This window comes from Kitasatospora sp. GP82 (genome assembly GCF_029892105.1).
In the GTDB taxonomy this organism is placed as follows: Bacteria; Actinomycetota; Actinomycetes; order Streptomycetales; family Streptomycetaceae; genus Kitasatospora.
On sequence record NZ_JARZAJ010000015.1, the window covers coordinates 44,361 to 64,392 of the forward strand.

Annotated in this window: 14 protein-coding genes, 2 tRNA genes and 1 pseudogene; 9 read left to right on the top strand and 8 right to left on the bottom strand. The window is 70.3% G+C overall.

Annotated elements, in window-relative coordinates; genetic code table 11:
- Positions 1-86: 86 nt before the first annotated feature.
- From P3T39_RS17545 to P3T39_RS17560, 4 genes and pseudogenes are all read right to left on the bottom strand, one after another.
- Positions 87-2,147, bottom strand: coding sequence for a phospholipase C, phosphocholine-specific (locus P3T39_RS17545; RefSeq protein ID WP_280698623.1), 2,061 nt, complete (start codon positions 2,145-2,147; stop codon positions 87-89).
- Between the two features lie 168 nt (positions 2,148-2,315).
- Positions 2,316-2,972 (bottom strand): pentapeptide repeat-containing protein, encoded by a 657-nt coding sequence (locus P3T39_RS17550; RefSeq protein WP_280698625.1) that lies wholly within the window; start codon positions 2,970-2,972, stop codon positions 2,316-2,318.
- Positions 2,973-3,025: 53 nt separating this feature from the next.
- Positions 3,026-3,555: pseudogene (locus tag P3T39_RS17555) on the bottom strand (low temperature requirement protein A); the annotation flags it as partial.
- Positions 3,556-3,956: 401 nt separating this feature from the next.
- Positions 3,957-5,660, bottom strand: a complete 1,704-nt coding sequence (locus tag P3T39_RS17560; RefSeq protein WP_280698627.1) for an ABC transporter family substrate-binding protein — start codon at positions 5,658-5,660, stop codon at positions 3,957-3,959.
- 371 nt (positions 5,661-6,031) lie between these two features.
- On the opposite strand from P3T39_RS17560, the gene P3T39_RS17565 reads away from it, so the two are divergent.
- The 4 genes from P3T39_RS17565 (at position 6,032) to P3T39_RS17580 (ending at position 10,215) form a co-directional block, all read left to right on the top strand.
- A complete protein-coding gene (locus P3T39_RS17565) occupies positions 6,032-7,015 on the top strand; it encodes an ABC transporter permease (protein ID WP_280698629.1) in 984 nt (327 codons plus the stop codon).
- Between the two features lie 17 nt (positions 7,016-7,032).
- A complete protein-coding gene (locus P3T39_RS17570; RefSeq protein WP_280698632.1) occupies positions 7,033-7,986 on the top strand; it encodes an ABC transporter permease in 954 nt (317 codons plus the stop codon).
- Positions 7,983-10,040 (top strand): ABC transporter ATP-binding protein, encoded by a 2,058-nt coding sequence (locus P3T39_RS17575; protein ID WP_280698634.1) that lies wholly within the window; start codon positions 7,983-7,985, stop codon positions 10,038-10,040. The genes P3T39_RS17570 and P3T39_RS17575 overlap by 4 nt, the downstream gene beginning before the upstream one ends.
- Positions 10,041-10,141: 101 nt before the next feature.
- Positions 10,142-10,215 (top strand) — tRNA-Lys (locus P3T39_RS17580).
- A 259-nt stretch (positions 10,216-10,474) separates the two neighbouring features.
- Here the strand turns inward: P3T39_RS17580 and P3T39_RS17585 are convergent.
- Both P3T39_RS17585 and P3T39_RS17590 read right to left on the bottom strand, forming a co-directional pair.
- Positions 10,475-11,368 carry an alpha/beta hydrolase gene (locus P3T39_RS17585; protein ID WP_280698636.1) on the bottom strand — a complete coding sequence of 298 codons (894 nt, stop codon included), beginning with the start codon at positions 11,366-11,368 and terminating at the stop codon, positions 10,475-10,477.
- Entirely contained in the window at positions 11,365-11,598 is a 234-nt protein-coding gene (locus P3T39_RS17590; RefSeq protein ID WP_280698638.1) for a hypothetical protein, read from the bottom strand. The genes P3T39_RS17585 and P3T39_RS17590 overlap by 4 nt, the downstream gene beginning before the upstream one ends.
- Positions 11,599-11,700: 102 nt before the next feature.
- Between P3T39_RS17590 and P3T39_RS17595 the strand changes: the two genes are divergently transcribed.
- The 3 genes from P3T39_RS17595 to P3T39_RS17605 all read left to right on the top strand — a co-directional run bounded on the left by P3T39_RS17595 (position 11,701) and on the right by P3T39_RS17605 (position 15,553).
- Positions 11,701-11,774: transfer RNA gene (locus P3T39_RS17595), tRNA-Lys, on the top strand.
- 219 nt (positions 11,775-11,993) lie between these two features.
- A complete protein-coding gene (locus P3T39_RS17600) occupies positions 11,994-14,321 on the top strand; it encodes a transglycosylase domain-containing protein (RefSeq protein ID WP_280698640.1) in 2,328 nt (775 codons plus the stop codon).
- Between the two features lie 122 nt (positions 14,322-14,443).
- Positions 14,444-15,553, top strand: coding sequence for a DMT family transporter (locus P3T39_RS17605; RefSeq protein WP_280698642.1), 1,110 nt, complete (start codon positions 14,444-14,446; stop codon positions 15,551-15,553).
- Here the strand turns inward: P3T39_RS17605 and lepB are convergent.
- Positions 15,520-16,296, bottom strand: a complete 777-nt coding sequence (gene lepB, locus P3T39_RS17610; protein WP_280698644.1) for a signal peptidase I — start codon at positions 16,294-16,296, stop codon at positions 15,520-15,522. The genes P3T39_RS17605 and lepB overlap by 34 nt on opposite strands.
- 300 nt (positions 16,297-16,596) lie before the next feature.
- Entirely contained in the window at positions 16,597-16,941 is a 345-nt protein-coding gene (locus P3T39_RS17615) for a chorismate mutase (RefSeq protein ID WP_280698645.1), read from the bottom strand.
- 279 nt (positions 16,942-17,220) lie between these two features.
- Here P3T39_RS17615 and P3T39_RS17620 point away from each other — a divergent pair, with 279 nt between their 5' ends.
- Positions 17,221-17,649: an OsmC family protein gene (locus tag P3T39_RS17620; RefSeq protein ID WP_280698650.1), complete on the top strand. Its 429-nt coding sequence runs from the start codon at positions 17,221-17,223 to the stop codon at positions 17,647-17,649.
- A 335-nt stretch (positions 17,650-17,984) separates the two neighbouring features.
- Complete coding sequence (locus tag P3T39_RS17625) at positions 17,985-20,006, top strand: bifunctional diguanylate cyclase/phosphodiesterase (RefSeq protein ID WP_280698652.1); 2,022 nt, start codon at positions 17,985-17,987, stop codon at positions 20,004-20,006.
- Positions 20,007-20,032: the final 26 nt, after the last annotated feature.

The window sequence follows — 20,032 nt, forward strand, 5'->3', positions numbered from 1 at the left end:
GAAAGAGGTCGCTCGGTGCTCTCCGCCCGGTCGGTGGACGAAGAGAGCCCCTCCCCGGCGGGGAGGGGCTCTCCGGCTTCGACGGGTCAGCCGCTGATGCTGGGGGAGCCGGTCTCCAGGTGACCGGAGAAGCGCTGGGACCAGCTCGGGTCGGAGTCGACCGTCACGGTGAAGTCGTACCAGCCGTTGTTGTACGCAACCGCGTTGAAGTAGTCGCTGGTGCTGCCGCCGGCCGGGACGGTGTAGGCCCAGGGGCCGTCGGTGCGGTAGGCGTTGGGCGCGATGGTGAAGGTGACCGGTGCGCTGCCCGCGTTGTCCAGCTTGAACCAGATCGCCGGCTGACCGGTGTCCGAGGCGTTCGCGTAGGACGCGGTGACGGTGACCGACTTGCCCGGCTTGGTGGCGTCGCCCTTGAAGCGGCGCAGGAAACGGTTGGGCCCGGTGACACTCAGGTCGTAGGGACCGTTGCCGAAGTTGGTGCCGCAGTTGAAGAAGTCGCTCTGGTTGCCGCCCGGGTCGACCGTGTACTGCCACGGGCCGCCGCTGCGGTAGGCGTTGGCGTAGGCCGCGAAGTGGGCCGGGTTGACCGCCGCCGCGCCCTCGTTGGCCATCTTCAGCCAGACCTTCATCACCCCGCCGGAGCCGAACTCCAGGTGGTCGAGGTTGGCGTTCGGCTGGTACGGCAGGGCGCGGGCCGGGCGGGTGCCGGGCTCCTGCGCCGGCAGGGCGTTGTTGCCCGGCGACGGGTTGAGCTGCGGGCCGCAGGTGGACAGGCCTATGGTCTGCGAGGTGTCGGGCAGCGAGGGCATCCCGTACACCGGGTTGGCGAAGTCGAAGACGCCGGTGAGGTCGCCGCAGACCTTGCGGCGCCAGTCGCTGATGTTGACGCACCTGGCGGGCGTGCCCATCGCGGCCGTCCAGGTCTCCAGGAAGCGCAGCACCGAGGTGTGGTCGAAGACCTCGGAGTTGACCCAACCGCCGCGGCTCCAGGGCGATATGGCGATCAGCGGGACGCGGAAGCCGAGACCGATGTTGGTGCCGTTGTAGAACTCGCCCGGTGTGCCGGCGGGAGCGGTCGGCGGGGGGACGTGGTCGAAGAAACCGTCGTTCTCGTCGTAATTGATCAGCAGGATGGTGGAGTTGAAGACGCCTGCGTCCGCGTTCAGGGCGTCCATCACCATGTGCACGAAGTGCGCGCCGTCCTCGGGCGTCGCATACGGGTGCTCGGAGGACTGCTGGTCGGCGACGATCCAGGAGACCTGCGGGAGCGTGCCGCCCAGGACGTCGGCCTTGATGGCGGCGGCGATGTCGTCCGGGGTTCTGCCGGTGACCTTGGGGACGGAGCCCATGCCCTTGACGGCCAGCGCGCTGCCCGCCGGGGCACCGCTGAACTGGTTGAAGTAGGCGAGGGCGTTGTCGCCGAAGTTGTCGGAGGCGTTCTGGTAGACCTTCCAGCTGACTCCGGCGTTCTCCAGCGCCTCCGCGTAGGTCTGCCAGTGCAGGCCCTTCTCGTCGCCGCCGTCGTACGCCGGGCCACCGGCGCTGCCCGACGGGTCGATCATTCCGCTCCAGTGGTAGGTGCGGTTGGGGCCGGTGGCGCTGAGCACCGAGCAGAAGTACGCGTCGCAGATGGTCCAGTTGTCGGCCAGCGCGTAGTGGAAGGGTATGTCGGAGCGCTGGAGGTAGCCGAGGGTGCGGACGGTGCCCTTGGCGGACACCCAGGAGTCCATCTTGCCGCCGTTCCAGGCCTTGTGCTGGTCGGACCAGGCGTGCGAGAGGTCGCCGTTGCACTGGGCCCGGGTCTCCGCGGTGGAACCGGGGCCCGAGCCGCCGGGGTTGAAGGCCCACGGGTACTGGCGGGAGAACAGGCCGTTGGGCTGGTTGAAGACGCTGTAGCCGCCGGCGATCTGGATGGCGCTGCGGTCGGCGAAGCCGCGCACTCCCTTGAGGGTGCCGAAGTAGTGGTCGAAGCTGCGGTTCTCCTGCATCAGGATCACGATGTGCTGGGCATCGGTGATGGTGCCGGTGGTGCTCAGGCCCGCTGCCGCGGCGGTCGCGGTGCCACCCGCCGCCGAACCCGCCACCGCCGCACTCGCCGCCGCACTCGCGGACAGCGCCATGAACTTCCTACGACTCAGCTCAGCCATCTCGGCCGACCATCCCTTCAGTCGCGATGTTGTGCACACACGTTGTGTCCACGCCACCGATCGCGCGACATCTTTGCGCAGGTCCGGGCGGTAGGCCATGGTTGTGCAGCAAGGTTTGTCGGACTGTTCGCCGCCGCTTCGCCTCGCTACGACGAGATGAACGGAATGTCAGCGGTCCTGAACGGTGATCCCCAGAGCCTGGGCGAACTGCGGCGCCAGCTCGAAGAGTTGGGTTGTGGAGATGAGTGCGCCGCGCAGCCCCTGCGGCCCGTCGGGAAGTCCGAGCCGCACGGCGCCGCGCAAGTCCACCTGGCGCAGCCCGGCGGTGCCGAGGCGGACCTCCTCCAGGGAGCTCCCGGGGAACGAACAGTCGGTCAACCTGGCCTCACCGAAGTCGACATCGCGCAGCAGGCAGTCCTCGAAGACGACATCGCGCAGCACCGCGCCGCGCAGGTTGACGGACTCCAGCTTGCAGCGCCGGAACACCACCCGGCGCAGCGCCGCCCCGTACGCCGAGACTCCGGCCAGCACGGTGCCGAGCAGTTCGGCGTCCTGCCACTCGCTCTCGGGTGCGGAGACGGCGACCCAGCGGCTGTTCTGCACCCAGATCTCGTTGAACCTGGCCTGGCGGAGCTTGACGCCGCTCAGCTCCACGCCGGTGAAGGCGCATTCCAGGAAGCTCGCGCCGTTCGCCGCCTGGTCCTCGTAACTGCCGCCGTCGAAGTGGGCGGTGTCGTACCGGGTGTCCTTGCCGAGCGGCCCGGTGTGCGGTCCGAGCAGGTGCCCGTACGGCAGGTCGGCGAGCTGTTCGTGGGCGGACGGCATTGCTGTTCTCCTCTGGTCGCGGAAGACGCCATGCTCACACGGGACACCGACAGTCAGCCCTGCCGGGCCCGCAGGGTGATCCCGGTGGCTACCGTGGCGGCGACGACCAGGCCCGCCGCCAGGACGCCGTTCGCCCCGGCGAAGGTGCAGGTCAGCGTGGCCGCCGCGGCGATCGGCAGGACCAGTTGGGCAGCCCCCGCTTGACGTGCCGGGCGTGCAGCAGCCAGACCGTGAGCAGGTACAGCGCCGCCGGTACCGTCACCGCGGCCGTGGCCGCCCCGGCGGAGACGTGCGCCTGGCCGGCCGCGTACTCGACCGCGACCTCGAGGCCCGAGCCGATCGCGGCCGCCGAGGCGAAGACCGGGTAGTGCCCGTAGCCCCAGACGAACGCCTGCCGGTTGGAACGCAGATGGCCGTGGATCGGTTCGGCGAAGTAGATCCACCAGGCACCGAAGCAGAGCAGCAGGCCACCGGCCGCGATGGCCAGCAGCCGGGCGAGTGCCTCGTGCTCGTCCAGCCCGGACTGCACGGCGACGGTGGCGGCCGCGACCGTCTCGCCGGGCACGATCAGGGTGAAAAGGCCGTCATGGTGCCGCCTTGCTCGGGGTGGTCGCGTCAGCGCGATCCTGGCACCCCCAAACGCCCGGTGCACGTACCGCTGCGGCACGCCGTGTGGCCTGGTTCCAACCGTTTTGGGCTCCCGTCAGCGACAGTTGACGGTGCAGTGCGCGAACCGGGTGACAGCTCGATGGCTCCCGGGCGTGCCCTGTGGAAGGTGTCCTGTCCGCCCCGATCGGCTCGATAGATTCCCTCCCACGTTGGAAAGACGACACGGGCGGTCTGCGAGCAACGCGGAAGGTCAAGGCCGATGGCGGGACAAGGAAGCGGATCCACCGCCCTCCCGTGTCCGCACCACCGGCCTCGTGATCACCGCGCTGCTCGCCAGCGCCGCCTGCTGGTCGTCATGCGCTCAGTGACGAGCGGTCACTTCTCCCAGCCGACCTTGGCGATGTCGGTGTCCGCCAGGCTGCTGGCACCCTCGTTGGCCAGCCCCTTACGGACGGCCAGGATGCTCGGCCGCTGGTAGAGCTCGATGGTGTGGCCGAGCTCCCAGATCTTGGCGTCGGCCTCGTTGTAGAGCTTGTCGGCCTCGTTCCGGTCGAGCGTGCCCGCGGCCTTCTTCAGCAGCGAGTCGATCTCGGGGGTGCTGAGCTTGGAGTAGTTCCCGAACACGTTGTCGCCTTCGGGGGCACGGAAGTTGCCCACACCGTTGGAGAGCGGGAAGGAGCCGGTGTTGCGCCAGGTGGCCAGGTCGAACTTGCCCTGGTTGATGTACTTGGTGAAGTACTCCTTGCTGGACACCTTGTCGATGTCCATCTTGATCCCGACCTGCTGCAGCATGTTCTGGATGGCGGAGACCATGTCCAGCTGCGCCTGGGTCGAGCCGTCGCTCAGCACGAAGTGCAGTTCCAGCGGCTGGCCGTCCTTGGTGCGCGGCTGTCCGGCCGCGGCCTCCTTCCAACCCGCCTTGTCGAGAAGGCCCTTGGCGACGTCCGGGGAGTACTTGGCCCAGTCGCCCGAGTTGTTCTGGTAGCCGGCCTGGTTGGTCATGTAGAGGTGGTTGTCGAGCTTCTTGAACTCGACCGGCACCCCCTGGTTGACCACCTTGATCAGCGCGTCGCGGTCGACCGCCCGGCCGATCGCCTGCCGGACCGTCTGGTCGGCCACCGCACCGTTGCCACCGAAGGAGATGTGCACCTCGTCCCACGGGGTGCCGGTGCGGATCACCGTGTCCTTGGCGTCCTTGAGCTGGCCGTACGCGGTGGCGTTGCCCGCCGGGGCCTCGTCGACCTCGTTGTTGAGGAAGGCCTGGGTGATCGCGGGGGTGTCCATCACCCGGAAGGTGATCTTGTCCAGTTTGGCCGGGGTGCCCCACCAGTCGGGGTTGCGGACGAGCGTGACGGTCTGCGCGCTCTTGTCCATACTGCCGATCTTGAACGGTCCGCCGAAGACCGCGACCTTCTCCACCGAACCGTTGTTGAACACATCGGCGTTGGCGAGCATGGAGGCCGGCACCAGCGGCTTGAAGAGGTTCTGCCAGTCGGCGTACGGCGAGCTGAAGGTGACCTTGACCTCCTGGTCGTCGGCACCCTTTTCCACGCTGGATATCTGCTCGTAGCCGGACGGGTCGGCGATGTTGTAGCCGGGGGCCTTGCCGTTGGCCGCCTGCCAGACCGCCTTGAAGTCCTCGTAGGAGATCGGCTTGCCGTCCGACCACTTGGCCTTGGGGTTGACCTTGTACGTCACCACCTGCGGCGAGGCGGAGGTGAGCTCGGCCGAGGTCAGGTACTCCGGCACCGGGTGGAAGACGCCCTTGGCGTCCGAGCGGAAGATCTTCGCCTCGACATAGCCCATGATGTCGACCGCGTCGCCGTAGCGCCCGTCCACCTGGTACGGGTTCCACTGGGTGATCCACTGCTGGAGGGCCAGCCGCAGCTCGCCGCCGTCCTTGATCTTGTCCAGCGGCTGCGGGTTGTTGTCCTCGGCGTCCTGGGTCGGGACGACCGTCTTGGCCACATCACCGCCGGAGCCCGAGCTGCCGGAGCTGCAGCCGGTGACGGTCAGCGCCAGGGCGATCGCGACAACGGCGGCCCGGCCCAGGCCGCGGGCTGTGGTGGATGCGTCCATGAGGGGTTCCCCCGGAGATTCTTCGACGATTCGGCGCAGCCGGGTGTGGCAGGCCTTGATCGTGGGCAGCCAATTGGGTGTCCAGCGAGGAGGAACGTAACAGTGGATCAGCCCGGCCACCAGGGGCCCGTGTTCACACCTGATTGAATCGCAACGCGGCGAAACACCGCCGCAATACTCCGTAAGCACCCAGCTGATTGACTCTGACCTGCGGTTTCTCCCACCCGGGTGAGACTGCAAGCGCCGCGACCCCTGGACGAACAACCATTCGTGCCGTAGAACTGCTGCGCAAAAGTGCGTCAAGCACCCGATCAGCGAAGGCCATTGATCATGCCCGGCAGGTACCCGAACAGTTTTCCCGGTGGTGGGCGGTGATCCGCTATCTGGCCAAGCGTCTGGGGTACTACGCCGCTCTGCTGATCGTCGCGATCTTCCTTGCGTACGCGCTCTCCTGCACCGCGCTCGGCCCCCGCACGTACTTCGAGGCCAAGCAGCCCCGGCCCTCCGCCGCCTCGGTGGACCGGCAGTTGACCGCGCTGAACATCAACGACCACACACCGGTGGTCGAGCGCTTCGGCAAGTGGAGCAAGGACCTGGTGCTCCACGCCGACCTGGGCCGGACCATCCACAACACCTCGGTCAACGCCGAGTTCGGCCGTCGAATAGTCGTCTCGCTGCGGCTGCTCCTGATCGGCAGCCTGCTCGGCATGCTGCTCGGCGTGGCGGGCGGTGCCTGGAGCGCGGTACGCCAGTACCGCATCTCCGACCGCACGTTGACACTCGTCTCGTTCGTCCTGCTCTCGACTCCGGTCTTCCTGCTGGCGCTGCTGCTCAAGAACGGCGCCATCGCCGCCAAGGACGCCGTCGGCCACGAGGTGATCCCGTTCACCGGGTACGAGACCCCGGGGCTGAGCGGCGGCATCGGTGCCCATCTCGCCGACTGGGGGCTGCACCTGCTGCTGCCCACGCTCTCGCTGGCCCTCGGCGGCCTTGCGATGTACAGCCGCTACCAGCGCGGCACCATGCTGGACGTGCTCGGCTCCGACTACCTGCGCACCGCCGAGGCCAAGGGGCTGACCCGCAACCGGGCGCTGCTCAAACACGGGCTGCGGACCGCGATCATCCCGATGTCGACGATGTTCGCCTACAGCTTCCTGGGCATCTTCACCGGCGCCACCTTCACCGAGTCCATATTCGGCTGGCACGGGATGGGCGAGTGGTTCATCCAGGCCATCAACGAGCAGGACATCAACTCGGTGGTCGCGGTGAACCTGTTCGCCGCCGTGGTGGTGCTGGCCTCGGGCTTCCTCGCGGACGTGCTGCACGCCGCGCTCGACCCGCGCGTACGGTCCTGAGGAGAGCGTGACCTGACATGACTACTGTGATCGCAGAGAGCAGCATCCCGGCCCCGGCGGTCGAGGACGCCGCCCCGGCCGGGCGGCTGCGCCTGGTGCTGGGCAAGATGCTGGCGGCGCGCGGGGTGCTGGTCGGCGCGGTGATCGTGCTGCTGCTCTTCCTGCTCGCCTTCGGCGGACCGTTTCTGACGCCCTGGAACTACGTCACCCCCGACTACCTGGCGATCCGCCAACCCCCCTCCGGTCAGCACTGGTTCGGCACCAACGGTCTCGGCCAGGACGTCTTCGCCCAGACCGTGCGCGGACTCCAGAAGTCGCTGATCATCGGTCTGCTGGTGGCTCTCTTCTCCACCGTCGTGGCCTCGCTGGTCGGCGCCTGCGCCGGGTACTTCGGCGGCTGGACGGACCGCGCGCTCACCTTCCTGGTGGACCTGATGCTGGTCTTCCCCAGCTTCCTGATCATCACCATCATCTCGCCCAAGCTGCGCGGGGCAGGCTGGATCGCCTTCGTCGCGCTGCTGGCCGCCTTCAACTGGATGATCACCGCCCGGGTGGTCCGCTCGATGACGCGCTCGCTCAAGGAGCGCGAGTTCGTCAGGGCGGCCGAGTTCATGGGGGTCAGGCCGCTGCGGATCATCGTCCGGCACATCCTGCCGAACGTCGCCTCCTTCCTGATCACGGACGCCACCATCGCGGTCGGCGCCGCCGTGATGAGCGAGACCGCACTCTCCTTCTTCGGCTTCGGCGTCCGCGCCCCCGACGTCTCGCTCGGCACCCTGCTCGCCGCCGGGACCGACCAGGCACCCGTCTTCCCCTGGCTGTTCTACTTCGCCGCCGCACTGCTGGTGCTCTTCGTCCTGGCGATCAACCTGATCGGGGACGGGCTGCGCGACGCCCTCGACCCCACCTCGGAAGGCGCCCGGCCGCCACGCAAGTCCCGTACCCGCCGCACCTCCCGGAGCTCCAAGTGACCACGGCCGTAGAGACGGATCTTCTGACGGTCAGCGACCTGACGGTGGACTTCGCCGGCGTCCCTGCCGTGCGCGGCGTGGACCTGCGGCTGCGGCGCGGCGAGACACTGGGCATCGTCGGCGAGTCCGGCTCGGGCAAGTCCGTCACATCGTTGGCGATTCTGGGCCTGCTGCCCGGCACCGCGGCGGTGAGCGGCTCGGTGAAGCTGGACGGGCGCGAGCTGGTCGGCCTGCCCAACAAGGAACTCTCCGCGATCCGGGGCCGAAAGGTGGCGATGGTCTTCCAGGACCCGCTCTCCGCCTTCACGCCGGTCTACCGGATCGGCGACCAGATCGTCGAGGCCCTGCGCATCCACCAGGACCTGGACAGGGCGGCGGCGCGCAAGCGGGCCGCCGAACTCCTCGACCTGGTCGGCATACCCTCGCCCGACCGAGCCCTCGACAGCTTCCCGCACGAGTTCTCCGGCGGTATGCGCCAGCGCGCGATGATCGCGATGGCCATCGCCAACGATCCCGACATCCTGCTCGCCGACGAGCCCACCACCGCCCTCGACGTCACCATCCAGGCCCAGGTCCTGGACGTGCTGCGCACCGCGCAGCGGGAGACCGGCGCGGCACTGGTGCTGGTCAGCCACGACCTCGGCGTGATCGCCGGGATGGCCGACCGGGTCGCGGTGATGTACGCCGGGCGCGTGGTCGAAACGGCAGGCGTGGACGAGCTGTTCGCACGCCCGCAGCACCCGTACACCCTCGGCCTGATCGGCGCCGTGCCCCGGCTGGACACCAGCGGCGGACCACTGGTCCCGATCCCCGGCGGGCCGCCCTCGCTCGCGGCGCTGCCGCCCGGCTGCCCCTTCGCCGCCCGCTGCCCGCTCGCCGAGGACCGCTGCCGCACCGTCGAGCCCGAGCTCCTCGGGCGACCGGACGCAGACGGCCACCTGGCCGCCTGCGTCCGGTCGGCCGAGCTGGCGGAGCGTGCCCCCGCACCCAGCGAGGTCTACCCGGTGCCCGAGGTGGCGCCCGCCGTCGCCGACACCGCGGTTCGGGAGGATCGGGAGCCGGTGCTCAGGGTCAGCGGGCTGACCAAGACCTTCCCGGTGCTCAAGGGCAGCGTGTTCAAGCGGAAGGTCGGCGAGGTCTACGCCGTGGACGGCGTCGAGCTGGACATCCGGCGCGGCGAGACACTGGGGCTGGTCGGCGAGTCCGGGTCGGGCAAGTCCACCACGCTCTTCGAGCTGCTGCACCTCGCCAAGCCCGAGGCCGGACGGATCGAACTCCTCGGGCAGGACACCGCGCAGCTCGACCGGGCAAGCGCCCACCGGCTGCGGTCCGACATCCAGATCGTCTTCCAGGACCCGATGGCCAGCCTCGATCCGAGGATGCCGATCTCGGACATCATCGCCGAGCCGCTGCTGGCCCAGGGAGCGGCGCGCGAGCTGATCGCCAGGCGCGTACCCGAGCTGCTGCGCCAGGTCGGGCTCGAACCCGCCCACGCCTCGCGCTACCCGCACCAGTTCTCGGGCGGGCAGCGCCAGCGGATCTCGATCGCGCGGGCACTGGCCGTGTCGCCGCAGCTGCTGGTCCTGGACGAGCCGGTGTCGGCGCTCGACGTGTCCGTACAGGCGGGCGTGCTCAACCTGCTGCAACAGCTCAAGGCCGAGCTCGGGCTTGCGTACCTCTTCGTCTCGCACGACCTCTCGGTGATCCGGCACCTCTCCGACCGGGTGAGCGTGATGTACCTGGGGCGGACGGTCGAAGCGGGTGCGGTGGACGCGGTCTTCGAACAGCCCAGGCACCCGTACACCCGGGCGCTGCTCTCGGCCGTCCCGTTGCCCGATCCGGCCGCCGAGCGCAACCGGACGCGCATCCTGCTGGCCGGCGACCCGCCCTCCCCCACCGAACGCCGCACCGGCTGCCCCTTCCGTGCCCGCTGCCCCGTCTACGCCGCCCTCCCCGCCACCCGCCACGCCCGCTGCGAGACGGAGACACCCGTCCTCACCGAAGCCGCTCCCGGCCAGGACCACACCGCCGCCTGCCACTACCCGGAGGCGTAGCGGGGGCGAGGCTCCCGGCCCCGCCGGGGCTACCTGCGGTGACCGTCCGCTCACGATTCGGAGATTCGCGCGAAATCGCGTAAAGTCTTCGACGTCAGCAAGCGCCGCTAGCTCAGTTGGTTAGAGCAGCTGACTCTTAATCAGCGGGTCCGGGGTTCGAGTCCCTGGCGGCGCACAGACAAGCCTGAGGGCCTCTCCACTTCGATGGAGGGGCCCTCAGGCGTTTCCGGTCCTGAATGTTTCGATCTCTTGAACCAGCATGAACTCTGCCTTGCATTTTAAGGATGAGCAGCTTTTCATGCATAGGATCCAAGGCAGGCGTCATCGCGCCCCCTCCCACCGTCTGCCACCCCTGGATCGGTCTCGGTGGACCCCTGGGTGATCGAGGCCGCGCAGCTGACGGGCAACCTGCTGGCCCGCAAGGTGCTGCGCCGCTAGGCAGGTGAGCGGGCGGCCAGGATCGCGGCGGCCACCGCATCCGGCCGGTCGAACATCAGCAGGTGCCCCACCGGGGCCACCGTACGGAACTCGGCCCCGAGCAAGTCCGCGAGAGAGCGCTGCGCCTGGAGCCAGCGCCGGTTGCGCCGCGAGCCCCCGCCGTCGTCGGCCGCCAGCACGGTGACCGGCACCGGCGGCAGCGGGGCTCTGTGGCGCAGCTCGGCGAGCTGGGCGGCGACATCCAGGTAGGCGGCGTTCTCCCGCAGGGCCGCCCGCAGCGCCCGACTCGGCCGATAGCAGCGGCGGACCAGCTCGACCGGCGCCGGATCCGCACGCCGGACGGTACTCATCCGGGCGACCGTCCGGCGTCCGACCGGTCCGAACAGGTACGGGATCGCGAGTGCGCGAGCCGCCTGGGCGAGCGCACGGGCCGTCAGATCGCGCAGGCCGGGAGCGGGACGCGGTCGCGGCCCGGTCTCGACACTGCTGTCCAGCAGGACCAGCCCGGCCGTACGCTCCGGGTGGAGCCGGGCGAAGGTCTCCGCGTGGAACCCCGCGAGGGAGTGGCCCGCCACGGTGCAGCGGCCGGGCAGACCGAGGGCGTCCAGGACCTGACGGATCCGCTCCGCCTCCCGTGCCGCCGTGGGGACGAACCGCGCGGGGGCACTGAGGCCGTAGCCGGGGCGGTCGAAGCGCACCACGGTCCGATGCGGTGCGAGCAGGGCGGTGACGGCATCCCAGTCGAACCAGCTGCTTCCCAGGCCGCCGCTGAGCACACAGACCGGGCCCCGGCCCTCGGACCTGACGTACAGCGGGGTGCCGTCGATCAGGACGATCCGGGCGAGGGCCGCCTCCCGGAACGGGTCCCGGCCACCGGCCGCCACGGTCATGCCTGATCGTCCGTCCGGCGCACGGCCGGGGAGGACGAGGCCGACGCCCGCACACTGCGCGCGAGCACGGCCGGCCAGAGCGCCACCAGCAGCACCTGGAGCCGCTGACCGGCACCGAGCGACCACACCCCCCGCCCTGCCTGGAAGGCGGAGCACGGGCGGCTGCGGGGCCGGACGCCGGGAACCGCGTCGTCGGGCTCGGGACGGTCGGGCTCAGGAGAACTGGGCACCAAACCACCCTAATGTCCACAAGCAGGACATCTTCCGATGCGGGCCGGGAGGCCCGGTTCGGACCATCCCGTCGGACCGTGTATTGTTCTCCAGGTCAGCAGGCGCCGCTAGCTCAGTTGGTTAGAGCAGCTGACTCTTAATCAGCGGGTCCGGGGTTCGAGTCCCTGGCGGCGCACAGACAAGCCTCAGGGCCTTCTCACTACGGTGAGGAGGCCCTGAGGCTTTTCCGGCTTCCACCGCGTCAGGGACACCCCGGTCCAGTTACAGGATCGTGAAACAAAACGGGACAAAGGTCCCTAACATCTGACAAGGACCTCAGGCAGGCTGATTCGGTCTGCCGTCCATCCCAGATCGCGTGAGCAACTGTCACAGGGCTCGCTGGAAAGGCTCTACGTTGCCGCGCACCTCGACCACCGGCCGCCGCCCGCTGTCCCTCCGCCGCCGCGCCCCGCGCCCCGGGCGGCCGCGCCGGACCGGCTGGCGCAGACTGATACCCACCTGGCGGCTGACCCTGCTCGGCCTGGTCACCGCCGTCGTGCTCGGGGTCGGACTGTTCGTACTGGGCCTCACCCTGGTCAAGGTCCCGGACGCACATGCCGCCGCCACCGCGCAGAGCAACACCTGGCTCTACCAGGACGGCACGCTGATCGCCCGCACCGGACAGACCAACCGGCAGAACGTCGGCCTCGACAAGGTCTCCCCCGCCGCCCAGCACGCCGCCCTCGCCGCCGAGGACCGGAACTTCTACCACGAGGGCGCGGTCAATCTGAAGGGCCTGACCAGGGCCGCCGTGAACACCGCCACCGGCCAGGCCACCCAGGGCGGATCGACGATCACCCAGCAGTACGTCAAGAACACCTATCTCAACCAGAAGCAGACCGTCAGCCGCAAGGTGAAGGAACTCTTCATCGCGCTCAAGGTGGACGCCACCCAGAGCAAGGACGAGATCCTCTCCGGGTACCTCAACACCTCGTACTACGGCCGCGGCGCGTACGGCATACAGGCCGCCGCACAGGCGTACTTCGGCATAGACGCCAGCCGGCTGAACCCCGCGCAGGGTGCCTACCTGGCCGCCCTGCTCAACGCGCCGAGCGCGTACGACGTCTCGACCGCGACGGCCAAGGGCAAGCAGAACGCGGTCAACCGCTGGAACTACGTGCTCGACGGCATGGTCCAGCAGAACTGGCTCTCCGCCGACGAACGCGCCGCCGTCACCTTCCCCAAGGTGCAGGAACCGCAGAGCGCTCCCGGCCTGTCCGGCCAGGCGGGCTACCTGGTCGGCACCGCGACGGACTACCTGACCTCGCACGGGATCGTCAGCGACGCGGCGCTCGCCCAGGGCGGCTACACCATCACGCTCACCGTCGACGCCAAGCGCGAGCAGGACCTTCAGGACGCCGTCCAGCAGCAGCTCACCGACAAGCTCTCGCCCGGGCAGCGGAAGAAGGACGCCGACGCCCAGGCCGGCGCCGCCTCGGTGGACCCGAAGACGGGCGCGGTGGTGGCGCTCTACGGCGGCGCCGACGCCACAAAGCACTGGGTCGACAACGCCACCCGGGCGGACTACCAGGCAGGTTCGACCTTCAAGGCGATCGCACTGGCCGCCGCCCTGGACAGCGGCGCACGCACCCAGGACGGCGTTCGGATCAGCCCCGACACGGTCTACGACGGCACCAGCGGCCGACCGGTGACCGGCGGGCGCGGCACGCCGTACGCCCCGCCGAACGAGGGCGGCACGAACTACGGCCGGGTGACGCTCCAGCAGGCCACCGACTGGTCGGTCAACTCGGTCTTCGCCCAGCTCGCCCAGGACACCGGCCTGGAGAAGGTCCGCCGGACCGCCGTCGCCATGGGCCTGCCGGCCGACACCCCCGGGCTCGACGCCCACCCCTCGATCCCGCTCGGCACCGCCACGCCCAGCGTGCTCGACATGGCCGGGGCGTACGCCACCCTCGACAACGACGGGCAGCAGATCACCCCCTGGGTCGTGAAGTCGCTCCAGCACGAGGGCGAGCAGGTCAACCTGCCCGCACCCAAGGCGACCCAGGCGATCGGCAAGGGCGCCGCGCAGGCCGTCACCAGCATGCTGCAGGGCGTCGTGAGCGACCCGGGCGGCACCGGTTACCGTGCACAGGCGCTCGGCCGGCCGACGGCGGGCAAGACCGGTACCACCGACAACTCCAGGTCGGTGTGGTTCGTCGGCTACACGCCCGAGCTGGTGACCTCGGTCGCGCTGTTCGGCCAGGACCCGTCGAGCGGCGCCCAGGTCACCCTGGACGGGGTCGGCGGCGTCTCGGCCGCGGCCGGTGGCAAGTTCCCGACCCAGGTCTGGACGGCCTACATGAAGGCAGCCCTCTCCGGGCAGCCGGTGAGCGACTTCGACGGCTCCCCGGACAACCCGCTGCTGTCGGGCCCATCGGGCTCGGGCTCCTCGACCGGTCCGTCCAGCACTCCGTCCAACGGCACGTCGAGCACTCCGGCCGCCGGGGCGGTCACGCCTTCACCGTCCGCGCCGTCCGCGCCTGCGGGCGGGTCCGGCACCGGGGCGTCGTCCGGCGGTTCGAGCTCCGGTGGCAGCAGCTCCTCGCCCACGAGCCGGCCCACTCCCAGGCCCTTCCCGACCCGCGCCGCGACACCCAAGCCGGACCCGACGGTCCAGCCGACCACCACGCCCGCCCCGGGCCCCAGCGGGCAACCGAACACCCAGCTGCAGACGGGTTAGGCACCCGGCGGGCCGCTCCCCGGCACGCCCGACCGTCCGCTGCGGAAGGCCCGCCGAAAGTGCAGGACCAAAAAGCGAGATAGCACCTTACCCAGAGCGCTGTCGGCTGGCAGAATGCGTCGATGCACAGCTCCAAGTCCACCGCCGGCGCCATGGCCGGACGTCTCGGCCTCCCCCTCGCGCTGGTCTCCGCATTCGCCTTCGGCGGGTCCGGCACAGCGGCGAAGCCGCTGATCGAGGCGGGTCTCTCACCCCTGCACGTGGTCTGGCTCCGGGTGACCGGCGCCGCACTGGTCCTGCTCCCGCTCGCGTACCGGCACCGGGACGCCTTCCGCCGGCGCCCCGGTCTGCTGCTGGGCTTCGGTCTGCTCGCGGTGGCCGGTGTGCAGGCGTGCTACTTCGCCTCGCTCTCCCGGATCCCGGTCGGCGTGGCCCTCTTGATCGAGTACCTGGGCCCGCTGCTGCTGCTCGGCTACATCAAGTACGTCCAGCGGCGGCCCGTTTCGCGGGCGGCCACGATCGGCGCCGGGGTCGCCGTGACCGGGCTGGCGTGCGTGGTCGAGATCTGGCACGGCCTGGCCTTCGACGCGCTCGGCGTGCTGTTCGGCCTGGGTGCGGCCTGCTGCCAGGTCGGCTACTTCCTGCTCGCCGACGCCGGGCGGCGGGGCGATCGGCCGGTGGACCCGATGGCCGTGAGCGCCTACGGACTCCTGATCGGCGCCATCGCGCTGACCGCGTTCACCCGCCCCTGGGAGGCGGACTGGAGCATCCTCGGCGGCCACGTGAACATGAACGGGCACAGCCTGCCCGCCCTGCTGCCCGCCGCGTGGATGGTGCTGGTAGCGACGGTGCTCGCCTATCTGACCGGGGTCGTCTCCGTCCAGTACCTGTCACCGGCCGTCGCCGCGGTGGTGGCCAACCTGGAGGCCGTGGTCGCCACGGTGACGGCCTGGTTCCTGCTCGGCGAGCAGCTGGGCGCACCCCAGTTGGCGGGTGGCCTGCTGGTGCTGGTCGGTGCCTTCGCGGCGCAGACCAGCAAGCCCGCCGAGGCTGCCGGAGCCACGGGCGGGCCCCGATCAGGACCCGGAGCCGACCCCGCCTCCGTAGCGGCCGACATCTCCGGCGCCGGGGGCGAGGACGGGAGCACCGACGAGGCCGGGGCCGACGAGGACCTCGGAGCCGGCATCGCCGCCGGACGTCAGATACCGGTCCAGCCGAACCAGTCGAGGTGATTGAGCGGCCAGACCACCGCTGACGCCGGGCCGACCACGTTCGCCACCGGCACGGCGCCGCCGCCCGGCTCCTCCCGGTGGAAGCGGGAGTCGGCGGAGTCGCTGCGGTGGTCGCCCTCCACCCAGACGTAGCCCTTGGGCACGGTCACCGGGCCGAAGTCCAGACCGGCGCAGGAGTCGTCCCCGGGGTGGAGGTACGGCTCGCTCACCGGCCTGCCGTCCACCCGCAGGGTCGTGCCGCTGCACTGGACGGTCTGGCCGCCCGTCGCGATCACGCGCTTGACCAGGTAGTTGTCCCCCTTGGGCGGCAGCAGGCCGACAAAGCTCAGAGCATCCCCGACCACGCCGGACATCAGACCGGTGGCGGGCGCCTGCGGGGGCAGCCAGCCACCCGGGTCCTTGAACACCACCGGTTCACCCGCCTTCGGTTTCCACCCGAAGAGGGACACGGTCTTGTTGACGGCGACCCGATCGCCGATCCGCAGGGTGTTCTCCATCGAGCCCGAGGGGATGGTGAACACCTGGAACAGGCAGGTCTTCACGATCAACGCCACCAGGAGGCCCACCGCGACCATCACCGGCAGCTCCACCCACCACGGCCAGCGCCGACGGGCCGGCCTCGCGGGGCGCGGGGACCTGGCCCGGTGGGCATGGTGGTCCTGATGGGAGTGGCCGGTCCCGTGGGCCTGCTGGGGCCGCCCGACCTGCGGTGCGGTCGGGGCCGGTTGTGATCCAGTGGTCACAGGCAGACCGCCTGTACGGCGGGAGCAGCCGCGCCGGCCGGCAGCGCACCGCTGCCACGGCGGGCGCCACGGCTGTGCTGCCGGCGCCGGCCGTTGTCTCGCAGGTGCCTGTGCCCGGTGCTTTGGGCCGTGCTCTGCGTCCGCTTGCGTGCCACCGGCGGACCACCTCCAGGGGAGTGGGGAAGACAGCACGCTAACGCTGCCTGCGAAGCGCCACGAAATCCGGCATTTAGCCGATGCTCACGCAGAGCGGCTCCGAACGGTTCCAGGCGAACGCCACGGCAGCCCCCCGTGGGGGGTTCAGGCGCGGGCGATCGCCTCGTGGTGGCGGATCACCTCGGCGATGATGAAGTTGAGGAACTTCTCCGCGAACACCGGATCAAGGTGGGCACCCGCCGCAAGCTCACGCAGCCGCGTGATCTGGGTGCGCTCGCGCTCCGGGTCGGCCGGCGGGAGCTTGTGCTCGGCCTTGAGCCGCCCGACCCGCTGAGTCGCCTTGAACCGCTCGGCCAGCATGTGCACGACGGCCGCATCAATATTGTCGATGCTCTCGCGGAGACTGGTCAGTTCCTCGCGCACGGCCTCGTCGATCGCTTCGAGGGACGCGGCGGCAGAGCTGGCGGGCTCGGTGGGCTGATCAGTCATCGGGGCGGCTCCGGAGGCTGGCAGTGCGGACGGCACCCGGGTGACCCACGCTCCTCCTGGACCTCCCCGGGCCTGGGCAAATCTAACAGGAGAGCGCAAAGGCGCCCTTGGAATTCGGGACATCCGTCCACTATCCGGACCGCAACCGTGAACAGCCGCAGCCGGCCGCCCGGCCTTCGGCCACTGCCGCCCGGTCGACCCGTAGTCTTGGCACCGCATGGCACTTCATGGCCGGACGTGACGAACCAGCAGTTCCCCCATCACAGGAGGTACCTGATCGTGGCAACCACTCGCACCGCACGCACCGCGTGGGAAGGCAACCTGCTTGAGGGCAAGGGCCAGGTGACCTTCGCCTCCTCCGGTATCGGTGAGTACCCGGTCTCCTGGCCGGCCCGCTCGGAGCAGCCGAACGGCAAGACCAGCCCCGAGGAGCTCATCGCCGCCGCGCACTCCGCCTGCTTCTCGATGGCGCTCTCGCACGTGCTCGCCGGCGCCGGCACTCCGCCCACCAAGCTCGACACCCAGGCGGACGTGACGTTCCAGCCCGGCACCGGCATCACCGGCATCCACCTCACCGTGACCGGCCAGGTCCCCGGTCTCGACAAGGACGGCTTCGCCAAGGCCGCCGAGGACGCCAAGGCCAACTGCCCGGTCAGCCAGGCGCTGACCGGCACCACCATCACCCTGACCGCCAATCTCGCGGCCTGACACCGGCAGGTACGACTTCACTTCACGCGCCCCTGGTGCGCATCTCGGGATGCGCGCCGGGGGCGCAGCGCGTACGGCACGGTTCCCCGTCCAGAACGCGGTGAATCACCCTGGCGGCGGTCGCCGCCGGATCCGCGCGCGGCCTATGATCAGCGGCAGTGCCCTGTTCCTCGCCGAGCGCCTCCACCAGGCGCCCTTGCACCGAGTTCCGGGGGCCTCGACAGTGCGGGAAGCCGGCCACCGCGGTGCGGAAAGCCGGCCGGATCAGCGTCAGCAGCGGACGGGAGCGTGCCGTGCCGGGCCGGAACGAGGGGGCCGACGCACACCGCCAGCGCGTGCGGCACGCAGACATGTGCCGCCCCGCCCAGGGTACGGCCGACAGTGTCGAGGTCAAGCAGCAACGGCACGAGGCCCAGCTGCTCCCCGGCCTGTCCGACGGCCGGTCGATCAGCTACTGCCCCACCTGCTCCGCCCCGCTGGGCGGCAGTACGAGGGAGTTGCTCGCCGCCCTCCGGGCCAGCGAATCCCGTTTCCGGGCCGCCTTCGCCGACGCCGGCATCGGGATGGCGCTGATCGACTCCGACGACCGGATCATCGAGGTGAACCCCGCGTTCGCGGCGATGATCGGCCACGAGGTACCGGACCTCGTCCGCACCCACATCCACGACATCATCGACCCCGAGGAGAACCACCGGCTGCACTACCTGGAGCTGGTGCGCGGCGAACGCGACCGGCTGCGGGTGGAGAAGCGGCTCAAGCACAGCGACGGCCGCGCTGTCTGGAGCAACGTGACGATCTCGCTCATCCGCGACGGCTCGGGGCACCCCCTCTACACGCTGGCCATGGTCGAGGACGTCACCGAACAGCGTCTGCTCGGTGACCGGCTGGCGTACCAGGCGCTGCACGACCCGCTCACCCGGCTCCCGAACCGGACGCTGTTCTTCGAACGCCTCAATGCGGCCTTCATGCCCGTCGACGGTGAGGCTCCGCCCGAGGCGCGCGGCACGGCCGACCTCAAGCACGAGTCCGGGCCGGGGACAGGACCCGGGCTGCTGGGCGGTGCGGCCACCGTGACGGCAGAGCCCAGAGGGGCCGATGGCCGCAGAGCTCGCCGGGTCGGCCTCTGCTACGTGGACCTGGACGGTTTCGCCGCGATCAACGAGACGCTCGGGCACCATGTCGGCGACCAGCTGCTGGTCGCAGTCGCGGCCCGGCTGGAGCGTGCCTTCTCGCGGGACACGGAACGGCTGGTGGCGAGGCTCGGCGGTGACGAGTTCGCCGTGCTGGTCGCCGACAGTGCCAGCAGTGAGCAACTGACCTCCCTCGCCGCCGAGCTGATCTCCGCTCTTGAGCAGCCGTTCGACATCGCCGGACAGCAGCTGGTCGTCACCGCGAGTGTGGGCGTGGTGGAGCGGCCCGTGCACGACACCACACCCACGGACCTGCTGAAGGACGCCGACGCCACCCTGTACTGGTCCAAGGCCGACGGCCGGGCCCGCTGGACGCTCTACGACCCCGACCGCGGCGCCCACCAGCTCACCCGTCAGCGCCTGGCCACCGCGCTGCGGCCGGCCCTTGAGCGCGGCGAGTTCACCGTCGAGTACCAGCCCCTGGTGGGGCTTGCGGACGGCGCGGTGCACGGTGCGGAGGCACTCGTACGGTGGCGCCATCCCCGGTACGGCACGCTCTCGCCCGACCGCTTCATCCCGCTCGCGGAGGAGTCCGGCGCGATCGTGCCGCTGGGCAAGTGGGTGCTGGAGGAATCGTGCCGTCAGGCCCAGCGCTGGCTGGCGGAGTTCCCGGACACCGAGATCTTCGTGAGCGTCAACCTGGCCGCCCGGCAGATCTGGGACTCCGACGTGGTGGCCGACGTCGCCCAGGTGCTGGAGAACACCGGGCTGCCGCCCCGGCTGCTGCAACTCGAAATCACCGAGAGCGCCGTGCTCGGGCCGGGCGGCCGTCCTGTCCAGGCACTTCAGGCACTGGCCGACATGGGCGTACGGATCGCCATCGACGACTTCGGTACGGGCTACTCCAACCTCGCCTACCTCTCCCGGCTCCCGGTCCATGTCCTGAAGCTGGACGGCAGCTTCATCGAGGGCTTCCGCGACCCCGCGCCCGGCGGCCGCCCGGACAACCGGTGCCGGCGCGCCGACGCGGACGAGCAGATCGTCGGCGCGATGGTCCAGCTCGCGCACGCACTCGGGCTCAGCGTGACGGCCGAGGGCATCGAGAACGCCTCGCAGGCCGAGCGGCTCCGCCTCACCGGGTGTGACACGGCCCAGGGCTGGTACTTCGCCAAACCCGGAGGGGCGGAGCGCGTCGCCGCCATACTGCGCGCGGGGCGGGTGGGCTGAGCCCCGGCGCCACGGCACCCGGGGGG